Here is a 21,284-nt window from a genome sequence, read left to right as displayed (position 1 = left end):
TTCATACCGTTATCCGACCGAAGTCAGGCCCGCATCTTCACCGTCAACCCGCCATCGACCACGATAGCCTGGCCAGTGACGTAGTTGGCGTCGCGTGACGTCAGGAAGCCGATCACGCTGGCCACCTCTTCCGGCCGCCCGACCCGGCCCCAGGGAATGTCCTTGCCGGCGCGGATCAGCCCGTCAGGGCCAAGCGAGTTCACAGGGTCGAGCGATTGCGGGGTTTCGATCAAGCCCGGGATAATCGCATTGACCCGGATTTCGCGCGGCCCAAGCTCCACCGCCAGGCTGCGAACGAGGCCGAGCACGCCCGCCTTGGCGGTCGCATAATGCGCGTGCTCTTCCCAGCCGTAGACACCGCCGGCGATGGAGGAAATCGCCACCATCGCGCCACCGGCGCCGAGCCGCTTGGCCCCCGCACGCAGGGTGCGGAGGACGCCGACGAGATCGACCTCCATGATATCCGCCCAACGCTCATCGGTAAGATCCGCGATGGGCGCATGGCGCAGAATGCCGGCATTGGCGATCACATAGTCGAGACGCCCGAAGGTCTCGACTGCGCGGTCGGCGAAAGCCTCGACGGATGCCGTTTGCCGGACATCCACCTCTTGAATCACGCAGGTGCCGCCCGCTTCGCGCACCAGCCGCGCTGTCTCCTCCGGATCATGCGGATCACCCGAAAAAGTGCCGATGACACTGCGGATGCCACGCCCTGCGTAGTAAACCGCCAGCGCGCGTCCGATACCGCTGGCAGCGCCAGTGATTGCGGCAACAGCTTGCTCAGACATGAGCCTCCTCCAAATCAACCTCGCGCGGCCGCTTCGTGAAGACCATGACCAGGCCGGAGATGAAGATACCGCCGGCACCAATCCACAGCGCCGCAGCGCCGGTCCCCAGAGAGGCCGCGATCATCGTAAACAGCGCGCCGCCGATGATAATGCCCGGCTGGCTCATGGCACCAATGAAGGTCACGCCAGTCGCGCGGCAGCTCACCGGGTAGCATTCAGCCATGAAATACTGAATCGCGGCATAGGGGCCGACAAGGAAGAACAGGCCGCCGGCATAGGTAAGAATGATCAGCGTCGGGTTCGACACCGCCGGGCTCAGCATCAGGGCAAAGAAGATGCTGGAGATGATCCAGCCGATGATGATGGTCGGCTTGCGGCCGATCTTGTCGCCCAGCCAGCCGTGGAAGACATAGCCGAAATAAGCGATCAGATTGATGATAATGAGCATCCAGAAGGCTTCCGACAGATGAACGCCCTTGGCGTTCTTCAGCACGGAGCTGCCGAGGATGCTGAAGCTCATGATTCCAAAGAAGTTGACGATCCAGGCGATCGAGAAGGCAATCGTATTGCGCCGCATATGCGGCTCCCAGATACGCTTGAGCGGTGCGGACGAGGAATGTTCGATATTGTAGGAGGCCGCGAGCGCATGCGCCGCATCGGTCTTGCCCGAACGCTCAAGCTCGTTCAGCCGGTGATGCAGCTGGAACTGCGGCGTTTCCTTGATGCTGCGGGAGATGACCCAGACCAGCACTGCCGCCGGAATGGTGGCAACCAGATAAAGCCCGCGCCAACCCACGACATCGAGGAGGAGCAGGGATAGCGCGCTCGCGAACATGAAGCCGAGCGGCCAGCCGCCCTGAATCCAGGCATAGTAATAGCCGGGCCGCTTGCGCTTACGCTCGTCTTCCGTGACCTGGTAGACTTCATTGATGTAGGTCGCATTCACCGCCTGTTCGGAGAAGCCGAGGCCGCCGAAGGCACGGACAATCACGATCAGGCCGGCGCTCATCGCGGCGAGGCCCACCGGAATGGCGGCGGTCAGGGCGGACACGATGGCGGTGCCGCCGACGGTGATCATCATCCCCTTCTTGCGACCGAGACGGTCGATCACGGGGCCGAGGCCGAAGGCGACGATGGCGCTGCCAACGGAAATCCAGGTGTTCACGGCATAGGAGGTGGCCGGTGTCCAGCCGAAGGATTGCTGCATCGCGGGCAGCAGCGTGCCGAGCAAGCCGTAGTCGAAGACGGCGATCGTCCAGGCAAACAGCGCTATGATCGTGACAATGTCAGTCTGGCGCTTCGTGAAGGTCGGAAATCGCCTCCGCTCGTTCGGCTGCGGTGGTGATAAGTCAATCTCATGGGTCCGGAAAGCATCCATAGTTCTTGGTCCCCCAATATAGCAGCCACAATAATGCCAGTGGTCTGGCTTCATTCCCAGGAAGTGATTTATTGGTGCTCCCAACGCGGGTTGGTCGGCCACGGGCCGTTGTCGCCAATCCGCGTCGAGCGCACAGTTAGACCATGATATCGCCGCCGTTTGGATTGAGCGTGGCGCCGATGTAGTAGGCGCCGCCGTCGGAGGCGAGGAGAACGGCGGTCGGAACGATTTCCTCAACCCGCGCAGGGCGGCCGATCGGGAGTTCCGACACTTTCCGCTCGCGCCAGCCGGACGGGATCGCGCGCCAGAGTGCGGTATCAACGGGCCCGGGGCAGATCGCGTTTACGGTCACGCCCTTAGCCGCCACCTCGTAAGCAAGCGAGCGGGTAAAGCCGATCACACCCGCCTTGGCCGCAGCGTAATGGGCCATGTCGGGCGCACCCTTCTGGGCGAGCTGCGAACTGATATTGATGATGCGCCCCCAGCCGCGCTCCAGCATGCCAGGCAGAACCGCCTTGCTGCAGAGGAAAACGCTCCGCAGATTCACCGCAATCATGCGGTCCCAAAGGTCGAGCGACATATCGACAACCGAGGCGTTGGTATCGATGCCGGCATTATTGACCAGCGCATCGATGCCGCCGAACGCGGCTTCAACGGCGGAGATCGCTGCCGCTACCTGCTCGGGGTCGGAGACATCGGCCGCAACACCGATGGCGCCGCCGGGCAGCTGCGCGGCCACGGCATCGGCGCGGGCCTGATCGAGGTCGAGCACCGCCACGCGGGCGCCCTCAGCCGCCAGTCCTGCGGCAATTGCTTCGCCGATGCCTCGGCCGGCCCCCGTCACCAGGCATCGCCGCCCCGCGAGCTGTCCCATGCAGTCGTCCCCTGAGGGTTGTTTCGAACACTGAATATGCGCTCATTTTCTATGACATAATGATTGTTGTATGCAATCTCAAAATTTGAGCGACTGAAACTTAGCGAATCACCACAGTCACACCCGGGCAGGATGGGTGTTTCGAATAAAATGAGGCTCTTATGGTCTGTAACCTGAGCAAGGCAGGGAGAAAACCGCGCGGGCACCATCGCTTGCGGCCCTCGGTCGGGCGGCGAGAAAAATGCTCTTTCCGTATACAATCGCCAGTTTCTGGGCGCTTCAGGCACCATGCCGGCCATGGTTAATGGTGCTGAGTTACCTAACCACGGGGCTGATGAGATGACGCGCAACCGGCCAGATGACCCAGGCCTGCGCCGCTACGCGGTGGTGGAGACCATCCTAGCCGCAAACATCGCGACCGGCCGCTTGCCCGAGGGCTTCGTGCTGCTCGAAGGCCCGATCGCCGAAGCCTTGCGCACGACCAGGCCGCCGGTGCAGCGCGCCCTCCAAAATCTGCAGAAGCGCGATCTTATCCAGCGGTTTAACGGCCGCGGCTATCTTGTCGGCACCAATGCAGGCATTGAGCCTGTCCGTGATGATATCCGAACCATCCCCTTGGACCTCCCCCTGAGCGCGGAGGAGGCGCTCGCCAGTCGGTCATCCGGAGAGCGTATTTTTGAGCGGGTCGAAACAGATGTCGCCGGCTGCATTATTTTCGGCCAGTACCGCATCATCGAGGCCACGCTGGCGGAATATTTCAAGGTCAGCCGCACCGTCGCGCGGGATGTGCTCGGCCGCCTCGAAGAGCGGGGGCTGGTGCGCAAGAACCAAAGCTCCCATTGGCTCGCGGGGCCGCTGACGGCTCACACGATCCGGGAGCATTTTGCGATCCGTCGGCTGCTCGAACCACCTGCGCTTGCTGGGGCGGCATCCCAAATCGACCAGGAAACGCTGGAGACCCTCCGGCAGCGCCTTATCGCCCAGGAGCAGGCGATCGGCTCGGTCAGGAGCGGCGATCTCGATGACCTTGACGAGCTATTTGTTGAAACCTGCATGCTGCCCAACCCAAATCAGCGCCTCAGTGCTCTGATTCGCGACAATCTTCTTCCCGTCGTGGCGTCGGAACGCCTGCTGCGGCAGCTGGGATTGCCTGATGACACCGCACGCATTACCGAGCAGCGACTTGTTGTTGAGCTGCTTCTGCGAGGCGCTGTGGACGCCGCGGCGGCGATGTTTGATCGCCATCTTGAGGCAGTGATGCTCCGGCGGATCGCGCAGATCAAGATTGTCGCAGTTTTGCCGGCTCCACGGGAAGTGCCCACCTATCTTACATTGCTCGATGGCCAGACTGCGCGATGATCTTTCGGGCGGCCGGGCGCTCCATCCATGATCGGGGGCGGCGGCACCGGTTAGGCGAGGATCGTCAATCCGCCTCTCTCCGTCCGGTCAGACGTGCCCAGCGTCGGGCAAGATAATTGTGCTCGTCCATCGTCGTGTTCCAGACAGCGATCGAACCTGCGCGCTGCCAGTACGAGCCTCCGCTGCGGACAGCACCTTGAGCGACAATCGTGGTGCCGTCGGGCGCGGGCAGAGATTCGGTGGCTGGCGCGCCTTCGTACCAATAGCGCCACTCAGCCGGGCGTAGATGCGCGCGGACCGGATCGAGCACGGACATGTAGTAGCCCTGTCGCGCGACGATGGCACCCGCATAACCGCCAAGCCACCAGTTGAGATACTCGTAGGCCACGTCGCGCATGCGGTCTGACAGCATGGCGGACAGGCAAAGGCCGCCATGCCACGCGCGATACCCCTCCCGCGGGACGGCTTCTTCCACAGGGATTCCACGACGTCTGAGATGTGTGGTCACGGGGGACCACGCGCTTTGTATCCAGGTGTGTCCTTCCGCCATCCAATCTGCCGCCTCAGCGGCGGTTTTCCACCAGCCGTAGAAATGCCCAGCGTCGCGCTTGCGCGACAGAAGGGCGAGCAGCGCATCGATTTCCGCCGTGCTCAACTGTCCGATCGCTTTGAAGCTAAGAGCGCGGCTCGCCTGGACGGCGAGCAACGCGTCAAACACGCCGATTGCGGGTTCGTCCACTAACGCCACCCGGCCACGCCATTTCGGATTGAGCAGCGCGGCCCATGACGTCGGGATCTCATCGCCGATGAGATCCCGACGATAGACGAAGCTGTCGACATTGTGGACAGTCGGCAGCATCGAAATCCACTGGGATGGGCGACTGCCGAGTGAACGGTCAGGTTGAACATAAAGGCGTGTGACGGGCGCATCGCCTTCGCCGATGGACCCGTGGGGGGTGATCCGGCCTGCTTTCGTGAGGCTGCTGACTTCGTCCCAAACCCCGATCCGGGTGACATCTATTGGCTGAATCGCATGCCAAAACCATACGATGTCGAGGTTGTGAAAGCATTGGTCATAAACGTCGTAGGAAGCGGGGTCGACCGCGGCGCGCCTCTGCGCGTTCAGGAAATCCAGGCAGTCGAATTCGATCTCTATTCCGAGATCGGCCGCGGCACGCGTTTGAATCTCAGGCAAGGCAGTGATCTCGGTACCCAAGACCCGGAGCACAGGGCGCGATGCTGATCGAACGTTGCGAGTCGGCGACACCGAAGGAGACTTTGATTGAACCGTGGACACTTATGGCACCGTCAACTTGTCGTTCGTGATACTCCTCATGATCCGCTCTCACTGTCGGGTCGGTTGGTGGGAATTTTCTAACCGGTTGTCAAGACCTTTGTGCGGCCGGCGCTTGGCACCAGGCGTTGTCGCCGCTTGGACGGCGAACAGCGGTCGTCACCCCGGAAGGCCCGTCAGAACAGCGGCGCGCCGCCGCGTGAGCGGCAAAGGCCCGTTACGTTAGCGCCAGCCCAGGTAGTCGATTTTGCCGAGCGGCACGCCCGCATGACGAAGCAGCGCATAGGCGGTCGTGATGTGGAAGAAGAAGTTCGGAACAGAAAATTCCAGGATATAGCTCCGGCCGGTAAAGGAGCGCGACGTGAGTGTGGTCTTCCAGGGCAGTTCCGCATCCGCATGGGCGTCCATCGCTTCGCGCGGCACAGTCTCAAGAAATGCGACTGTCGCGGCGATCCGCTGCTGCAAATCGGCGAATGTCTCCTCACTGTCAGGCATCGGCACATTCTCTACCCCAGCGACGCGCACACACGCGATCTTGGCCGTGTCGCTGGCTCTCTGCACTTGCTGCTTGAGGGACATCATGTCGGCTTCCAGCCGCGAGCCCAAGAGATCGGCATGATCCAGTCCGGTCTCATCGGCGTAAAGCCGTCCCTTCTCCAGGAACAGTCCTAAGCTGCGCAACCCATTGATGAACGATCTCACGCTGACGTCATGAAGAGATGTCGTCATTCTGCTGGCTCCTCCCGCGATGGCGCGGCTGCCGAGATGATAGCATTCGCCCTGGGTTTCAGTCACCGCTCCCGACTATTTCTGCGGGGTTGGCTCAGTGGCGGCTGGCGCCGAGATGGGGCGCCGTTTCCAGCCAAGGCGGCGAACGACCGAGTAGAAAGTGGGTGTGAACAACAACCCGAACATCGTCACGCCGAGCATCCCGAAGAACACCGCGGTGCCTAATGACTGTCGCATCTCCGCGCCCGCCCCCGTCGACACGACAAGGGGTGCGACGCCGAGAATGAACGCAAAGGACGTCATCAAGATTGGACGCAGCCGCGTCCGCGCGGCCCGGACCGTGGCATCAACGAGCGATAGGCCTTCCTCCTCGCCCTGGCGCGCAAACTCCACGATGAGGATGGCGTTCTTGGCCGCCAAGCCCACCAGAACCACGAACCCGATTTGCGCCAGGATGTCGATCGGCATGCCCCGCAATCTGAGCCCGGTGACGGAAGCGAGCAGGCACATGGGAACAATGAGAACAACTGCCAATGGCAGTTTTATGCTTTCGTATTGCGCGGCGAGGACAAGAAACACAAAGAGCGCCGCGGCGCCGAACACCAGCCACGTCGGCGTTCCCTTCTGCTCTTGCTGATACGCCAAATCGGTCCACTCAAAGCTGATGCCGCGTGGAAGTATTTTTTGGGCCAGAGCCTCCATATGGGCCAGGGCAGTCCCGGTAGCGACGCCAGGGGCCGCTACACCCTGCACTTCGGCGGCAGGAAAAAGGTTGTAGCGTGGCACTCGATAGGGCGCAGTCTGATCCCGAAACGAGGCGACGGTACCGATGGGAACCATATCGCCGGTGATGTTTCTGGCCTTCAATCCGGCGATGTCGCCATTGCTGCGCCGGAATTTTCCGTCGGCCTGGACGATGACCTCATAGGTGCGGCCGAGGTAGTTGAAGTCGTTGACATATTGCGAGCCGAGGTAGACCTGCAGCGTATTGAAAACATCGGTCGGTGTAAGACCAACCATCTCCGCTTTGCGACGGTCGATATTCAGATACAGAGATGGCGCGCGCGTGCTGAACAGCGTAAAGGCGCCAGCGATCGCCGGATCGCCATTCGCTGCCGCCACCATCGCCTGCGCTGCTTGCGCCAAGGCAGCGGGGCCCAATCCCGCCTGATCCTCGAGCATCATCTTAAACCCGCCCGCATTCCCCAGACCTTGGACCGGAGGCGGCGGAATCGTCAGCACATAGGCACCCTTGATGACCGACAGGCGCTGTCGCAGTTGCGCAAGCACGCCGTTCGCCGTGATGCCATGGGTCGCCATATCGTACAAAGATGGAAGACCGGAGAAAATCGTTCCAGCGTTCGGTGATACCGTGAAGGTCGTGGCATCGAGGCCCGCAAATGGCGCGACGTGCTGAACGCCGGGTGTGTCGAGCATGATATTGATGGCCTGCGCCACAACGGCTTCCGTGCGAACGAGCGTGGAGCCGGGCGGAAGCTGAACGATCGTGATCAGGTAGCCCTGATCCTGCTCGGGAATGAACCCGGTGGGCGTTCGGGAAAACTGGAATCCCGTTAGTGCGAGCAATCCGACGTAGACGATCAGCACTAAGGCGCTAAAGCGCAACAGCCGGCGCGTGAGCGAGCGATAGGCATCTGCCATCCCGTCGAAGGCACGATTGAACTGGTTGAAACCGCTTTGTATCAGGCGCCGCAAGAGACCGCGACGCGCATGCCTATCGGTCTCATAGGGCTTCAGGAGAAGAGCGCAGAGTGCGGGGCTCAGAGTGAGCGACACGAAGCAGGATATGACCGTGGAAGCGGCAATCGTAACCGCAAACTGCTTGAAGAACTGCCCTGAAATTCCAGATATAAAAGCCGAGGGTATGAAGACCGCGCAGAGCGTCAGAGCGATCGCGATGATCGCTCCACCAACCTCGTCCATCGTCTTATGCGTGGCTTCTCGCGGCGCCATGCCAAGTCGGAGATTGCGCTCGACATTTTCGACGACCACGATGGCGTCATCGACGACGATGCCAACAGCCAGGATCAGCCCGAAGAGCGAAAGATTGTTAAGCGAAATACCGAGAGCGTCGAGTATCGCGAAGGAACCGATCAACGACACAGGAATAGCGACAACGGGAATGACAGATGCCCGCCACGTCTGCAAGAAGACCACGACCACGAGCACAACAAGGATGATCGCCTCGAAGATCGTATGCACGACGTGGTCGATTGACTTTGTAATGAAAATGGTCGGGTCGTAGATGACCTTGAACCCCACCCCGGCGGGAAATTGCCGGGATAAGTGATCCATGGTCTGCAATACCTCGGCGTTGACCGCGAGGGAGTTGGCACCGGGCTCAGCAAAAATCAACAGCGGAAGCCCTGGCCCCCGATCCATATAGCTTGTGGATCCATAGTCCGCCGCCCCGATTTCAGCGCGACCGACATCGCGCAGCCGGGTCACCCGGCCGTCAGCATCTGTTTTCAGCACGATATCTTCGAACTGTTTTGGCGTCGTCAGCCGTCCCAGGGTTTCAACATTCATCTGGTACGCCTGATGGGACGTCACCGGCGTCTGATTGAGAATGCCGGCAGAGACCTGCAAGTTCTGAGCGCGAAGGGCGGCCAGCACTTCCGCCGCGTTCATATTGCGGGACGCGACTTCGTCCGGGTCCAGCCAAATGCGCATCGCATATTCGCGTGCACCGATATATTGAACGTCGCCCACACCCGGCAGCCGCGCGAGGGCATCCTTGACGTGCAGGGTCGCGTAATTCGACAAATAGAGCACGTCGCGCGATTTATCGGGCGAATATAGATGGACGGCCAGCAAAATACTCGGCGTGGATTTTCGGACCTCTACGCCCTGCCGCTGAACATCTTCGGGCAGCCGGGACAGCGCATTGTCGACGCGGTTTTGAGTCAGCATTTGGGCGACGTTGAGGTCGGTGCCCAGCCGGAAGGTAACTGTAATGGTAAGCTTGCCGTCGCCCGTGGATTGGCTGCTGATGTAGAGCATGTTTTCGACGCCGTTGATCTCCTGCTCCAACGGGGTCGCCACGGTCCGCGCCACGGTCTCAGCGGAGGCGCCGGGATAGACGGTCGTAATCTGTACCGTCGGCGGGACGATTTCCGGATATTGCGCAATCGGGAGGATCACCAGGGCGCCAAGACCCAGGATCGTGAGAAAGGTGCTGAGAACAATAGCAAAAATTGGCCGGTCGATGAAAAAATGCGGAAAGCGCATGGCGACCTCGTATGATTATTTCTGCGCGTCCGAGGCGCCGTATTTTATCGAACCTGGGTCGGCCGTGACCTTCATTCCGGGATTTGCCCTGACGATCCCGTCGATGATGACGCGATCCTTGGTTGTAAGCCCCGACTCAATTATGCGCAGGCCGCCCCGCATGCCGCCGATATCCACCGTCTTTGGCACAACCGTGCCATCGGCCGCGACCGTCAAAACGATATGCTGGTCCTGGTCTAGAAGAACGGATGCGTCTGGCACCAGAAGTGCCGGGGCGGGGGGAGAGACCGTCAAACGCACGCGACCGAACGCACCAGGGATCAAAGACAGATCATCATTGGGTACGGTGGCGCGCGCATGAATTGTCCCGCTTGAACGATCTATTTCGTTGTTCACGAAGTCCAGCTGACCCGGATGCAGAAAATGGGTCTCGTTGCTCAGCCTGATCATCACCTTGCCATCGAATTTCGGACCGAGGGCTCTGCGGTATCCATCGAACCTGAGATAGTCGGCTTCGCTCATGTCGAAATTCATGTAAATGGGATTGAGCGAAAGCAGTGTCGTGAGAAGCGTCGTGGGAGAGGTCGAGAAGCGGCTGCCCGCGATGAGGCTTCCTATGGAAACCTGATGCGCGCCAATACGTCCCGTGAAGGGTGCGGTGATGTTGCAATGTTGAAGATCGAAGGCAGCATCACGAATGGTTGCGGTGGCCGATTCAACAGCGGCTTCGGCAAGTGACGCATCGGCGGTGCGTTCATCAACGTTCTCAGCGGTGCCGAAGGTGGTTTCTTTCAGGGTCTGCGCACGGTAGAGTTCTTGCTTGGCCAGGAGGTATTTGGCCTGGGCGGAGGCAAGCGTTGCCTTTGCTTGGGCCAAGGTGATCTCGTAGGGTGTCGGATCGATCACGAATAGAAGATCGCCTTGATGAACGATTTGACCGTCGGTGAAGTGGATTTCGGATAAAATACCGCCAACCTGCGCACGAAGTTCCACGCGGTTGACTGCCGAAAACTGCCCAAGGAACGCAATCCGCGTATCCTCATCGTGTTGCAGCGGATAGCTGACGACCACGGAGGGTGGAGTATCGGAGCTTTGCGCATAGGCCGGCGGAAGCAGAAATGAGCTACCCAAGTAATGATGGCTCGCTGCCATCACTCCCAGGAGCAGAGCCACCATTATCCAAGTCGCCGACAATGCTTCTCTCAGATGCTGGGCCAATTCGGGACCTCGCTGAGCCATTTCTGGCCGATCCGCTTCGCTCATTTTGGGTTCCTAAAGACGTCTTTCGGGCTTATCGATTGAACCAAGGCCACGCTAAGAATTCACAAACCTTATTCAACAAAGAGGGCAGATGCCTCGGACCTGGCGGGTTGTATTGAATAGGACTTCGGCTGTAACGAGTTGCTTTTGTGAGATTATCGACTGTTCTTAGCAAGTCTGTTGAAGCGTAAGCGAGGCACCTTACACGATTGTTGGAATCGGTCACTGAAATTTCCGTGCCAATCCACGGTCTTGTTTGCGTCCGAGTAGAGCCGCTTGAAGGGCGGCTCCCCATCAGGTCTTCCCGCTTCGGGCCGACGCCCGCGTGACGCATTTTGAGGGTGCCGCTGAGATGGCCCGCCCCGGGCGCCTTCCGCCCGATAGCCGGACGGCCCGCGATGGCAGGTCCCGCCTCCTCCGGGCCCGAGGCCGAGCACAATCCCGGCCGGCGCTTCGCCAAACTCCACCGCGATCGCATCCAGCGCCGAGAGACCAAGCCCTAGACAGTTGTCTCCGCTACCGTGCTGATCCTGTCGCCGGAAGAGAGTTCCGCAATGATATGCGGAACAGAAAGCGCTTCGGCAGATCAGGGGAATTCATCATTCGATCCTGTCGGGAGCAGCCGCGGCCTCAGCACGAAGCCGCGGGGCAGCGCTAACCGGAGGCAGCGAGCGGGCGCATGGGGCGGGTCGCGGCCGTGCGCGCCGCCTCGGTTGCGGTGAGCAGCGCCAGCGTCCCGGTCTCATCCGCGACCGGCGTCAGGGCAAGGTCGCGCCAGTCCCGCGCTGTCGGATCACGCTTCAGGCGGCGACGCACCAGCATCAGCCGCAGAACCATGCGCGCGATGCGCACATGTCGGGAGGCGAAGACCGCCGCTTCGCCGGGCCAGAAACGCCAGGCCGGCACCGTGGGCAGGCCAGGCCGCCGCTCCGTCCGCACGCGCCGGCGGAAATAGCCGCCCTCCAGGGGATGGGTATGCTCGACGAGGGCGAGGCTCCAGAAGGCCACGAGCATGTTGAGCATCTTGCCGAGCGAGATGCGGGTCGCCGCCGCCCGGCGCATCAGCGTCACCATATGTTCGAATGTATAGTAGCGTGACCAGGCTTCCCAATAGACCGCCTCCCACGCGGCGCGCGACAGGACAGGGTGATCCGTCACCGCGTGGAAGGTGTCGTAGCGGTTGAGATCGCCGTCCATCGGCACGCCGGCGGCGGCAAGGGTCTGATGATCCTCCGAGCCGGGCAACGGCGTCAGGATGAAGAACTCGAGAAAGTCGATGGCGAGCTCACGCTGGATGATGCCGATGTCGCGCAGCACGGTCTCCCGCGTATCGGCCGGGAAACCGATGATGTAGCCCGCCCAGATCACCGCCCGGATGCGCTTCCAGGCGAGCAGCATGTCCCGGTATTCGGTAATGCGATTCTGCTTCTTCTTGGCGGCAGCGAGGCTCTCGGGATTGATCGATTCGAGGCCGATGAAGACGCGCACCACCCCGGCGCGGCCGCATTTTTCGATGAAATGCGGAATACGGTGGCAAAGCGTATCGACCTGGATCGTGAGTTTGATGCGGCAGCCCTCTTCCTCCCGAAGCTTGATCAACCGGTCGAGGATCGGTTCCCAATCCTTGTTGCGGGCGAAATTGTCGTCCGTGATGAAGAAGCTCGTGATACCCTGGGCAAGGTTATGGCGGATGATCTGCTCCACATCCTCCGCGCTGCGGCGACGCGAAACCCGGCCCTGGACGTTGATGATGGTGCAGAAGCTGCACTGGAAGGGGCAGCCGCGCCCGGCATCGAAGGTTGTCATATGTCCCGCGGTCCGCGCGATGCGGTCGCGCGGCAGGCGGGGAATGGGCACGCCCGCGATATTGGGCAGGTTCGCCATGTGGTTGTAGAGCGAGCGGAGGCGGCCGGCATGGGCGTCGCGCAGCAGCTCCTCGAGCCCGTCCTCTGCCTCACCGGCATAGAGGGTGATGCCGAGATCCATCGCCGCCTGCAGTTCGGGCGAGACGCCTGGTAGCATGGAGAGGCTGCCGGAGACGTGAAACCCGCCGATCACGACCTGCAGGCGGAGCGCCCGCAGGCGCCGCGCGAGGTCCATCGCCCGCGGAAACTGGTTGGACTGGACGCCCACGAGGCCGACAAGGCCCGAACCCGCCGCCCGGATATCGGCGGCGATCCGTTCGGGCCGAATGCGGGTATTGGTCTCGTCATAGACGGTGACCGTGATCTCCACCCCCTCCCCCAGCACGCGACGCTCCGCGCAATCCACGGCAAGGCCGTAGACCGCGGCGAGGCTGTTGGAGGGCATGGAGGAGCGGAACCATTGGATGACGTAACCGTCGTCGTCATAGTGGGAGGGTTTGATCAAAGCGACATGGAAGCGGGCTGGGCCGGTTGCCGTCATAACGCCGGGACCCCTCTCTTTTCCGTCACAGGACCATAACGACCCTGGCGCAAGCAAGTGGAATGGGCGCTCTATCCCCGGTTTCCGCGGCTTTCATCTCTCTGCAACGGACCGCGACTCCGCTCAAAGCGGATAGGCATGGCCGTCTGGAAAGACGATGAAGGCGCCGTGAAGGCTCTGCCCGATCCAGTCGCCGTAGCGGTCCTCGTGCAGGCTGCGGGCGGCCTCATAGCCACGCGCCTTTGCATCCTCCGCCGCTTCCTCTTGGCTGATGCCGGCCGCAAAAGTCCAGTTGCCGATCTGCGCGGGCGTGATGGGGGTGCCGGGCGGGCCGGAACTCATCGGCTCCGCCTGGGCGAAAGCGGAGCCCGAACTCAGGCCCCCGGACGTCACCCAAATGGCCAAAGCCGCCACGATGACGACGGTCTTGCGCATGGCGACCGCTCCCTCTTTCGACTCGGTCCCCTCTTGGCCGTCTTGGCGCGACCGGGAACCCTAGACAAAGAGACTACACCCGGATGGGCGCCTCCCGTGTCACGAAATAGCGCATGCCGGCAGCGAGAGGTCAGCGCACCCAGGCGAGATAGAGCGACACGGTAACGAGGGAGAAGATCGTCGAGCTGAGAATGGCATTGGCCGTGACCCGCGCCTCCCGCCGGTAGAATTCGGCGAGCATGAAGGGGCCGGTGCCGGTCGGAAGGGCCGCCATCACCACCGTCAGATGGACAACCGCCGGGCCAAGGTCGAACAGCTTCGCTGCCAGAACCCAGGCCACGACCGGCTGAACGATCAACTTCAGAAAGACGAGCGGAAGGCTGCCTTTGACGTCACCGGCGCGGGGTGCGGCGACTGCGGCCGTTGGGCGCCGCTCACCAAGAAATAGGCCGAGGGCGACCAGCGCGCAGGGCGAGGCGGCGTCGCCCAGCAGCTTGAAAAAGGTCTCGGCGCTCGAGGGCAGGTGGAGACCACTCGCCGCCCAAAGCGCACCCAGAACAGGCGAGATCAGCAGCGGATTGCGCAGCAGGGAAAGCCCAACTTTGCGCAGGAGGTGGACGGGATGCGCCTCCGTCTGCAGCCCGATCTCGATCAGCACGATGGCGACCGCGAAGAGCACGCAGACGGTGATGATGGCGGCAATCGTCGTCAGCGTCAGGCTGCCTCGTCCGAAGACGATGATAGACAGCGGGAAGCCGATGAAGCCGGTATTGGCGTAGGCCGCATTCAGCCCGTCGATACTGACATCGGCGAGATGCCGCCCACGGCGGAGGCGCAGCGCGACTGTCAGTGCAAAAACGATGAAACAGCTGAGCGTGAAGGCGGCGATGAAGCGCGGCTGATAAATCGCCCGCCAGGTCGTATGCGCCATGATGTCGAAGAGCAGCGCAGGCAGAGCGAGATAGACCACAAAACGGTTCAACTCGCTGGTGGCATTCGGGCCCAGGATATTGGCCCGGCGGCAGATGAATCCGACGAAGATCAGAGCGAAAATCGGCAGGACGATAAAGAAGGTGGTCAGCATGCAGGCCCCTGACAGACAGCCCTGCATAGCGGGGCCGAAATGTCAGACCAACCCCAAAAGGCCTGGATGCTGCCGCCCACCCTCTGGCAGCACCGCCGGATGAACTGAAGTCAGCGCTCGATGACGAGGTCGCTGAGGGGCTTGGAGCAGCAGATCAGCACCATGCCCTGGTCGATCTCGCGCTGGCGGATGCCGCCTTGATGCTGCATCGAGACCTCGCCCGAAACGAGCTTGCTTTTACAAGTGCCGCAGAGTCCGCGCGTGCAGGAGGAAGGCAGCCGCATACCGGCGGCACGGGCGGCGGCAAGCACGTTCGTATCAGCCGGCACCTCCACCACGCGGCGGCTCTTGGTGAATTCCACCCGGTAGGTCGCGACCGTATCGCTATTGGCGGGCGGGGCGACGGCGGCATCGGCCGGCGCCAGATCCTCGAACTTGAAGCTTTCTTCGTGGTAGCGGGCCATGTCGAAACCGGCCTGCTCCAGAATGGCCCGCACCCCGGCCATATAGGGCGCCGGGCCGCAGGCAAAGACCTCGCGCTCGCGGAAATCGGGAGCGGTCAGTTCCAGCATCGGCAGCGTCAGCCGCCCACGCAAGCCACCCCAACCCTCGCCCGGACTGTCATGCTCGCAGATCGACAGCGCGCGGAAGCGGCTCCCACGCGTCATCAGCGCAAGTTCGTCGCGAAAGATGATATCGGCCGGGCTGCGGGCGCTGTGGAGGAAGACGCTGTCCGTCTCCAGCGCCAGATCATGGAAACTGCGCGCCATCGACATCAGCGGCGTAATGCCGCTGCCGGCCGAAAGCAGCAGGTATTTGCCATTGGCCGACGCGTGGTCGACGCAGTTGAAATCGCCCATCGGCCCCATGGCGCGGATTTCCATGCCCACCTTGAGGTGATCATGCATCCAGGGGCTGACGACACCGCCGGCAAAGCGCTTGGTGGTGATCGAAATCAGATGCGGCCGCATCGGCGAGGATGAGATCGTGTAACAGCGATTGACCTGCTGACCGTTGATCGTGAGGTCAAGGGTCACGAACTGGCCCGGCTTATAGGCATGCAGGCGCGGGACACGGCCCGAGAAGACGAAGGTCTTCACATCATGCGTCTCCTGCCGGATCGCGCGGCAGACGAGCACGTCATCCTCTTCCGAATCCCACAGCGGCAGAGTCCCCTGTTCGGGGGCAACCGTAAGACGGGAGGCCGCCAGCAGGCGCGGCCCATCCTGATCAGGGGAAGCCGACATCAAGACATTCCGGCCTGCAGCCGGTCCAGGTACCACTTGCAGAATTTCTCGACCAGCGTTTCGGTATAGGGTGAGTAGGGGCCGGGCTCGTAGGCCGCGGTGCGCGCGCCCGCCTGGGCATATTCCACCAGAGCCGCATCCTGAGCGTTGGTTGCGTTCCAGACGCTGGTGAGATTGTCGATTTCATAATCCACGCCCTCACGCGCATCCTTGTGGACAAGCCACTTGGTGCGCACCAGCGTGGTCTCGGCATCGAGCGGGATCGTCGTGAAGGTCACGATATGGTCGCTCATGAAATGATGCCAGGAATTGGGCTGGGTCCAGAAGGAGAGCCCACCGAGCGCGGTATCCGTCAGAGTGCCGAGCAGTTTGCGGCAGGCAACGCGGGTGTCCATGGTCTGGCTCTCGCCACTCTGGTCGATCGGCAGCCGCTGGGTGCGGTAGCCGGTGATCAGGTCGTCCAGGTGGTCGACCTCGGCCGAGGGTACGCCGCAACTCTCCCAGCGGGCATGGGACTCGACCACCAACTGGTCATAGCGGGCCGCCTGCTCCAGCTCGGTCTCGTCCATCTGGCCGGGCGCGAAGCCGAATCCATAGGCAAAGAGCGGAATGGTCAGCTCCGGATGGTTGCCGGCGCAGTGGTAGCATTCGCGGTTGTTCTCGAGGGTGAGCTTCCAGTTGCCGCGCTCGATGAGGTCGACCGAGGCCGCCACCTTGGTATTGCGAATGTCATGCGGGGCAAGATAGGGCGTCATCACGCGCGCCATCTCGTCGATGTCGGCGGGCGGCTCCTTCGCCAGGCAGATGAAGATCAGCCCCTCGATGGAGCGGACATGCACCGGTTTCAGGCCGAAGCAGGACTTGTCGAATTCCGCGCCCATATGCTCGGCATAGATGAGCTTGCCTTCGAGGTCGTAGGTCCACTGGTGATAGGGGCAGACGAGGTTGCCCACCGCGCCGCTCTCGGCCTGCACCAGCTTGGCACCACGATGGCGACAGACATTGTGGAAGGCGCGCAGGCCCATATCGTCGTCACGCAGGATGACGACGGCGTTCTTGCCCAGCGTCACCGTCACGTAATCGCCCGGCTCCGGAATCTCGGGCTCAACTGCGACATAGATCCAGGTCCGCCCGAAGATGATCTCCATATCGGCCTGGAAGATCTCCGGGCTGGTGTAGAAGGGCGCCTCCAGGCTGTAGCCTGGCTGGCGACGCGCGATCAGAGACCGCAGGGCGGCCACGGTTTCACCGCTCAAGCCTGTCTGTCCCAGGGTCATGACCCCGATCCCTCCAATAAGACCAACGGCTCATCCTGTCCGGCCCAACGCGGGACTGGTTGCGCCAATGCGACACGCGCTTTGCCTGAATCCGCGCCCGGCCCGCTACTCGAAGATACGCATGGCCGCCAGATGCGCATGGGGGGGCGGCAGGGACGGCAGGTCCAGCGCGTCATCCGCCAGGGGGGCGCGCTCGCGGGTGCGTGCATCGGTTGGCGTGAAACCGTGCAATGCCTTGAACTTCCGGGAGAAATGCGCGCAGTCGGCAAAGCCGGAATCGAGCGCGATTTCGGTGATCGACAGATCGGTATGGTCGAGCAGCCAGCGCGCATAGCGCAGCCGCAGCAGCCGGTAGTGGGTTGCCGGGCGAACCCCCATGACGCTTTGAAACAGCCGCTCGAGCTGACGGGGTGAAATCGAGAGCCGCGCGGCGATTTCGGCGATCGGCAGGGGATCCGCCACATGCTGCTCCATCAGCAGCAGCGCGCGGCGCACGCGCTCGTCCCCCACCACTTCCTCGCCCGCCGGCGGATGCGGCTGCGCCTCGCTGCCGGCGCGCACCCGGTCCAGCAGCAGGATATGCCGCGCCTTCTGGGCAATGGCGCGGCCGAGATGACGCTCAATCAGAAAGCTCGCGAGATCGGCCGTGCCCGCGCCGCCGGAACAGGTGATGCGGTTGCCGTCTACGAAGAACATGCGGTCGGCGATCACCCGGTGGTCGGGAAATTCCGAAAGAAAGTCCTGGTAGGAATACCAGCTGACGCAGACCCGGCGGCCTTTCATCAGCCCCGCGCGGCAGAGAATGAAACCGCCCGTGCATAGGCCGACAAGCGTCACGCCCTCGCGCGCGGCGGCCGCGAGATAGGCGTTGGTTTCGTCATCGATCTGCGGACCCGCATGCAGCAGGCCGCCGACCACGACGATATAGTCGAAATTTCTCGGGTCCAGGAAACCGCTGTCGCGCGTCACCTGCACGCCGCAGCTCGCCCGCGCCGCCGTCTGCTTCGAGGACATGACGGTCCATCGGCACAGGATGCGGCGGCTGCGATCCCCTTCGTCGGCGGCGAGCCGCAAGAAATCAACGAACAGGGAAAAGGCCGACAGCGTGAAGTTGTCGGCCAGGATGAAGCCCACGGAGAGCGGCGGCCGCGCGCGAAGCCCGGCCATCTTGCCGTCTTCCGCCAGCCTGCCACGGTACAGATTTGCCACCATGGACGTTGATGTTACAGCGCGATGGCAAAAACGCGAAGGGCCTTCGCTACGGATGAGGGTTCAGGCCCAGAAGCGTTTGGAATGCCGCCCGTGGCGGCCAGGTTCAGGCCGCAGCTCGAACCTCCTCCTCGGTCACGACCTGAAATTTACTCAACACGTTGGGGCCGAAGACGGTGGAAATCGCCACATCGGCGGCATCCCGGCCCATTCCGATCAGGATCCGCCCGATGCGCGGCTCGACATGCCGGGCATCGAAGGTCAGCCACTGGCCGCCGAGATAGGCCTGGAACCAGCCGCTGAAATCCATCGGCGCCGGGTTCACCGGCACGCCGATATCGCCGAGATAGCCGGTGCAGTAGCGGGCCGGGATGTTCATGCAGCGACACAGCGTGACCGCGAGATGGGCGAAATCCCGGCAAACCCCGACGCCCTCTTGCCAGGCTTCGTAGGCCGTGCGGGTCGCGCGGGCATTCTCGTAACCGAAGCTGATTCGGTTATGAACGTACTGGAGGATCGCCATCACCCGGTCCCAGCCATTCGGGATCGCACCGAATTCGGCCCAGGCGGTGGTCAGCAGCTTCTCCGTCTCGCAATAGCGGCTGCCGAGAAGATAGATCAGCGTCTCCGCCGGCAGGCGCTCCACCGGGATCTGCTCGGCTCCCGGCGTCCAGAGATCGGGCTCGCCGCTATCCTTGATGATGGTCTCGGTCGAAAAACTCACCTCTCCGGCTGGCGCCACAAGCCGGCTGCACCGATTGCCGTAGAGGTCGAAATACTGGGTGATCGGCAGCGATGGATTGGCGTGGATGAGATCCGGCCGCAGAAGATCGGGCTCCCGCTCGGGCCTGACATTCAGCATCAGCACCATCGGCGTCGGCTGCGTGACGGAAAAGCCAATGTCGTAGCCGATTCGGATCAGCATGCGCGCCCAGTCCCTTCGGGATGATTTCCCTTGCAGAACCTGACATATGGGCCGCCAGAAAGCTCGTAAAAGCGGCAAAAGGCCGTGCCAGTGGAAAACTATGCCGTGAACAGCACCAAGCTGCCCACGACATGGTCAAGAATGTGACCGGTTTGGACAGAATCGCGGCCGCGATTCATCCACCGTGAAGGAGACCCTCTTCTTCAGGCAGAGTTTGTCTCGCTCTGGCGCATTCTATCCCGCGCGTTTTGGCAGGGTAGCGAAGCGCACCGCTTCCTCGGCCGCGCGGAACAGGGCGCGGGCCTTGTGGCGGCTTTCCTCGTATTCCAGCGCCGGCACGCTGTCCGCCACCACGCCGCCACCGGCCTGAACATGCATGACGCCGTCCTTGATGACGGCGGTGCGCAGCCCAATGCAGGTATCCATCGTGCCGTCGGGCGCGAAATAGCCGATGCAACCGCCATAGATGCCGCGGCGCACCGGCTCCAACTCCTCGATGATCTCCATCGCCCGCACTTTCGGCGCCCCACTCAAAGTGCCCGCCGGGAAGCCCGCCATCAGCGCGTCCAGCGCATCGAGATCGGGCCGGATCCTGCCCTGCACCATCGACGAGATATGCATCACATGGCTGAAGCGTTCGATGACGAAGCTCTCCACGACGCGAACCGAACCGAGTTCGGAGACGCGGCCGACATCGTTGCGCCCGAGATCGAGCAACATCAGATGCTCGGCGAGTTCCTTCGGGTCGGCCAGCAGTTCCGCCTCCAGCCGGGCATCCTCCACAGGGTCCGGATGACGCGGCCGGGTGCCGGCGAGCGGGCGGATCGTCACCAATCCGTCCCGCAGCCGGACCAGGATTTCCGGGCTGCTGCCGGCGACCGAGAAGTCGCCGAAATCGAGGAAAAAGAGGAAGGGTGCCGGGTTGATCCGCCGCAGCGCCCGGTACAGCGCGAAGGGCGGCAGCGGGAATGCGAGCGACAGGCGCTGGCTCGGCACCACCTGGAAGGCATCGCCGGCGGCGATGTAGTCCTTCATTTTCACGACCATGTCCTCGAAATAGTCCCGGGTCATGTTCGATTGCGGTTCGCCGAGCGTCACCTCGCCCGCTGGGCCTGCAGGCAGCGGCACTGCCTGCAGCAGCCCGTGCTCCACGCGGTCAAGCCGCGCCTCCGCCTCCATCTGCGCCTGCTCGGCCGAAAGCCCCGGCATGGGATAGGCCGGGGCCGCGAAGGTCATTACGTCGCGCACATTGTCGAAGATCACGAAGACCGTCGGCCGCATCAGAATGGCCTCGGGCAGGCCGAGCACGTCCTCGTTCTTCTCGGGCAGCCGTTCCATTAGCCGCACCATGTCGTAGCCGAGATAGCCGAACAGACCGCCAGCCATGGGCGGCATGCCGTTCGGCAGGTCGAGCCTGGTTTCGGCGAGCAGGGCCCGCAGACTGTCGAGCGCGGGCCGCTCCTCCGGAATAAAAGCGTCCGCTGCCGTCAGCGCCCTGCGGTTGAGGGCGGCCTGCCCCTTTTCGCAGCGCCAGATCAGATCGGGCTCCATGCCGATGACGGAATAGCGCCCGCGCGAGGCGCCGCCCTCCACGCTTTCCAACAGGAAGGAATACGGCTTGCCATGCGCGATCTTGAGGAAGGCGCCGACCGGAGTTTCCAGATCCGCCGGGCTCTCGCGCCAGACCAGCGCGCCCTTCCCTGCCTCATAGGCGGCGCGGAAGGCTTGAGCGGATCCTAAGGCGGTCATCTCGACTGTCTTTCGTTC

At 62.4% G+C, this 21,284-nt stretch carries 16 protein-coding genes; 1 reads left to right on the top strand and 15 read right to left on the bottom strand.

Features of this window, described 5'->3' with window-relative positions; translation table 11 throughout:
- Positions 1–23 precede the first annotated feature (23 nt).
- From VL752_RS00130 to VL752_RS00120, 3 genes are all read right to left on the bottom strand, one after another.
- Entirely contained in the window at positions 24–788 is a 765-nt protein-coding gene (locus VL752_RS00130; RefSeq protein ID WP_325351697.1) for an SDR family NAD(P)-dependent oxidoreductase, read from the bottom strand.
- Positions 781–2,166 carry an MFS transporter gene (locus tag VL752_RS00125; RefSeq protein WP_325351696.1) on the bottom strand — a complete coding sequence of 462 codons (1,386 nt, stop codon included), beginning with the start codon at positions 2,164–2,166 and terminating at the stop codon, positions 781–783. Before VL752_RS00125 ends, VL752_RS00130 begins: the two co-directional genes overlap by 8 nt.
- Positions 2,167–2,302: 136 nt before the next feature.
- The gene (locus tag VL752_RS00120) at positions 2,303–3,040 is read right to left on the bottom strand and encodes an SDR family NAD(P)-dependent oxidoreductase (RefSeq protein ID WP_325351695.1); all 738 of its coding nucleotides are present in this window, start codon (positions 3,038–3,040) and stop codon (positions 2,303–2,305) included.
- A gap of 339 nt (positions 3,041–3,379) precedes the next feature.
- Here VL752_RS00120 and VL752_RS00115 point away from each other — a divergent pair, with 339 nt between their 5' ends.
- Entirely contained in the window at positions 3,380–4,399 is a 1,020-nt protein-coding gene (locus VL752_RS00115) for a GntR family transcriptional regulator (protein ID WP_325351694.1), read from the top strand.
- A gap of 64 nt (positions 4,400–4,463) precedes the next feature.
- Here the strand turns inward: VL752_RS00115 and VL752_RS00110 are convergent, their stop codons facing one another.
- From VL752_RS00110 to trpE, 12 genes are all read right to left on the bottom strand, one after another.
- On the bottom strand, positions 4,464–5,615 hold the full coding sequence (locus tag VL752_RS00110; RefSeq protein WP_325351693.1) for an ABC transporter substrate-binding protein: 1,152 nt from the start codon (positions 5,613–5,615) through the stop codon (positions 4,464–4,466).
- A 300-nt stretch (positions 5,616–5,915) separates the two neighbouring features.
- On the bottom strand, positions 5,916–6,422 hold the full coding sequence (locus VL752_RS00105) for a DUF1993 domain-containing protein (RefSeq protein ID WP_325351692.1): 507 nt from the start codon (positions 6,420–6,422) through the stop codon (positions 5,916–5,918).
- A gap of 75 nt (positions 6,423–6,497) precedes the next feature.
- Entirely contained in the window at positions 6,498–9,674 is a 3,177-nt protein-coding gene (locus tag VL752_RS00100; RefSeq protein ID WP_325351691.1) for an efflux RND transporter permease subunit, read from the bottom strand.
- A gap of 15 nt (positions 9,675–9,689) precedes the next feature.
- The gene (locus VL752_RS00095; protein ID WP_325351690.1) at positions 9,690–10,937 is read right to left on the bottom strand and encodes an efflux RND transporter periplasmic adaptor subunit; all 1,248 of its coding nucleotides are present in this window, start codon (positions 10,935–10,937) and stop codon (positions 9,690–9,692) included.
- 651 nt (positions 10,938–11,588) lie between these two features.
- Positions 11,589–13,340, bottom strand: coding sequence for a B12-binding domain-containing radical SAM protein (locus VL752_RS00090; protein WP_325351689.1), 1,752 nt, complete (start codon positions 13,338–13,340; stop codon positions 11,589–11,591).
- Between the two features lie 123 nt (positions 13,341–13,463).
- Positions 13,464–13,775, bottom strand: a complete 312-nt coding sequence (locus VL752_RS00085) for a hypothetical protein (protein WP_325351688.1) — start codon at positions 13,773–13,775, stop codon at positions 13,464–13,466.
- 130 nt (positions 13,776–13,905) lie between these two features.
- Positions 13,906–14,859, bottom strand: a complete 954-nt coding sequence (locus VL752_RS00080) for an AEC family transporter (protein ID WP_325351687.1) — start codon at positions 14,857–14,859, stop codon at positions 13,906–13,908.
- A 110-nt stretch (positions 14,860–14,969) separates the two neighbouring features.
- A complete protein-coding gene (locus VL752_RS00075; RefSeq protein WP_325351686.1) occupies positions 14,970–16,106 on the bottom strand; it encodes a 2Fe-2S iron-sulfur cluster-binding protein in 1,137 nt (378 codons plus the stop codon).
- Positions 16,106–17,383 (bottom strand): aromatic ring-hydroxylating oxygenase subunit alpha, encoded by a 1,278-nt coding sequence (locus VL752_RS00070; RefSeq protein ID WP_325351685.1) that lies wholly within the window; start codon positions 17,381–17,383, stop codon positions 16,106–16,108. The genes VL752_RS00075 and VL752_RS00070 overlap by 1 nt, the downstream gene beginning before the upstream one ends.
- A gap of 105 nt (positions 17,384–17,488) precedes the next feature.
- A complete protein-coding gene (locus VL752_RS00065) occupies positions 17,489–18,595 on the bottom strand; it encodes a GlxA family transcriptional regulator (RefSeq protein ID WP_325351684.1) in 1,107 nt (368 codons plus the stop codon).
- A gap of 103 nt (positions 18,596–18,698) precedes the next feature.
- On the bottom strand, positions 18,699–19,517 hold the full coding sequence (locus tag VL752_RS00060) for a transglutaminase-like domain-containing protein (RefSeq protein ID WP_325351683.1): 819 nt from the start codon (positions 19,515–19,517) through the stop codon (positions 18,699–18,701).
- A gap of 234 nt (positions 19,518–19,751) precedes the next feature.
- Positions 19,752–21,266: an anthranilate synthase component I gene (trpE, locus tag VL752_RS00055; protein ID WP_325351715.1), complete on the bottom strand. Its 1,515-nt coding sequence runs from the start codon at positions 21,264–21,266 to the stop codon at positions 19,752–19,754.
- Positions 21,267–21,284 lie beyond the last annotated feature (18 nt).

The organism is Acidisoma sp. (assembly GCF_035492295.1).
Classification (GTDB): Bacteria; Pseudomonadota; Alphaproteobacteria; order Acetobacterales; family Acetobacteraceae; genus Acidisoma.
The sequence above is the reverse complement of the archived record's forward strand: the minus strand, read 5'-3'. Positions and strand labels throughout refer to the sequence as shown.

Coding starts and splice junctions, on each gene's coding strand:
- VL752_RS00090 (WP_325351689.1), bottom strand. CDS start 13,340: ATGACGGCAACCGGCCCAGCCCGCTTCCATGTCGCTTTGATCAAACCC.
- VL752_RS00085 (WP_325351688.1), bottom strand. CDS start 13,775: ATGCGCAAGACCGTCGTCATCGTGGCGGCTTTGGCCATTTGGGTGACG.
- VL752_RS00100 (WP_325351691.1), bottom strand. CDS start 9,674: ATGCGCTTTCCGCATTTTTTCATCGACCGGCCAATTTTTGCTATTGTT.
- VL752_RS00095 (WP_325351690.1), bottom strand. CDS start 10,937: ATGAGCGAAGCGGATCGGCCAGAAATGGCTCAGCGAGGTCCCGAATTG.
- VL752_RS00115 (WP_325351694.1), top strand. CDS start 3,380: ATGACGCGCAACCGGCCAGATGACCCAGGCCTGCGCCGCTACGCGGTG.
- VL752_RS00080 (WP_325351687.1), bottom strand. CDS start 14,859: ATGCTGACCACCTTCTTTATCGTCCTGCCGATTTTCGCTCTGATCTTC.
- VL752_RS00065 (WP_325351684.1), bottom strand. CDS start 18,595: ATGGTGGCAAATCTGTACCGTGGCAGGCTGGCGGAAGACGGCAAGATG.
- VL752_RS00075 (WP_325351686.1), bottom strand. CDS start 16,106: ATGTCGGCTTCCCCTGATCAGGATGGGCCGCGCCTGCTGGCGGCCTCC.
- VL752_RS00060 (WP_325351683.1), bottom strand. CDS start 19,517: ATGCTGATCCGAATCGGCTACGACATTGGCTTTTCCGTCACGCAGCCG.
- VL752_RS00125 (WP_325351696.1), bottom strand. CDS start 2,166: ATGGATGCTTTCCGGACCCATGAGATTGACTTATCACCACCGCAGCCG.
- VL752_RS00070 (WP_325351685.1), bottom strand. CDS start 17,383: ATGACCCTGGGACAGACAGGCTTGAGCGGTGAAACCGTGGCCGCCCTG.
- VL752_RS00105 (WP_325351692.1), bottom strand. CDS start 6,422: ATGACGACATCTCTTCATGACGTCAGCGTGAGATCGTTCATCAATGGG.
- VL752_RS00130 (WP_325351697.1), bottom strand. CDS start 788: ATGTCTGAGCAAGCTGTTGCCGCAATCACTGGCGCTGCCAGCGGTATC.
- VL752_RS00120 (WP_325351695.1), bottom strand. CDS start 3,040: ATGGGACAGCTCGCGGGGCGGCGATGCCTGGTGACGGGGGCCGGCCGA.
- trpE (WP_325351715.1), bottom strand. CDS start 21,266: ATGACCGCCTTAGGATCCGCTCAAGCCTTCCGCGCCGCCTATGAGGCA.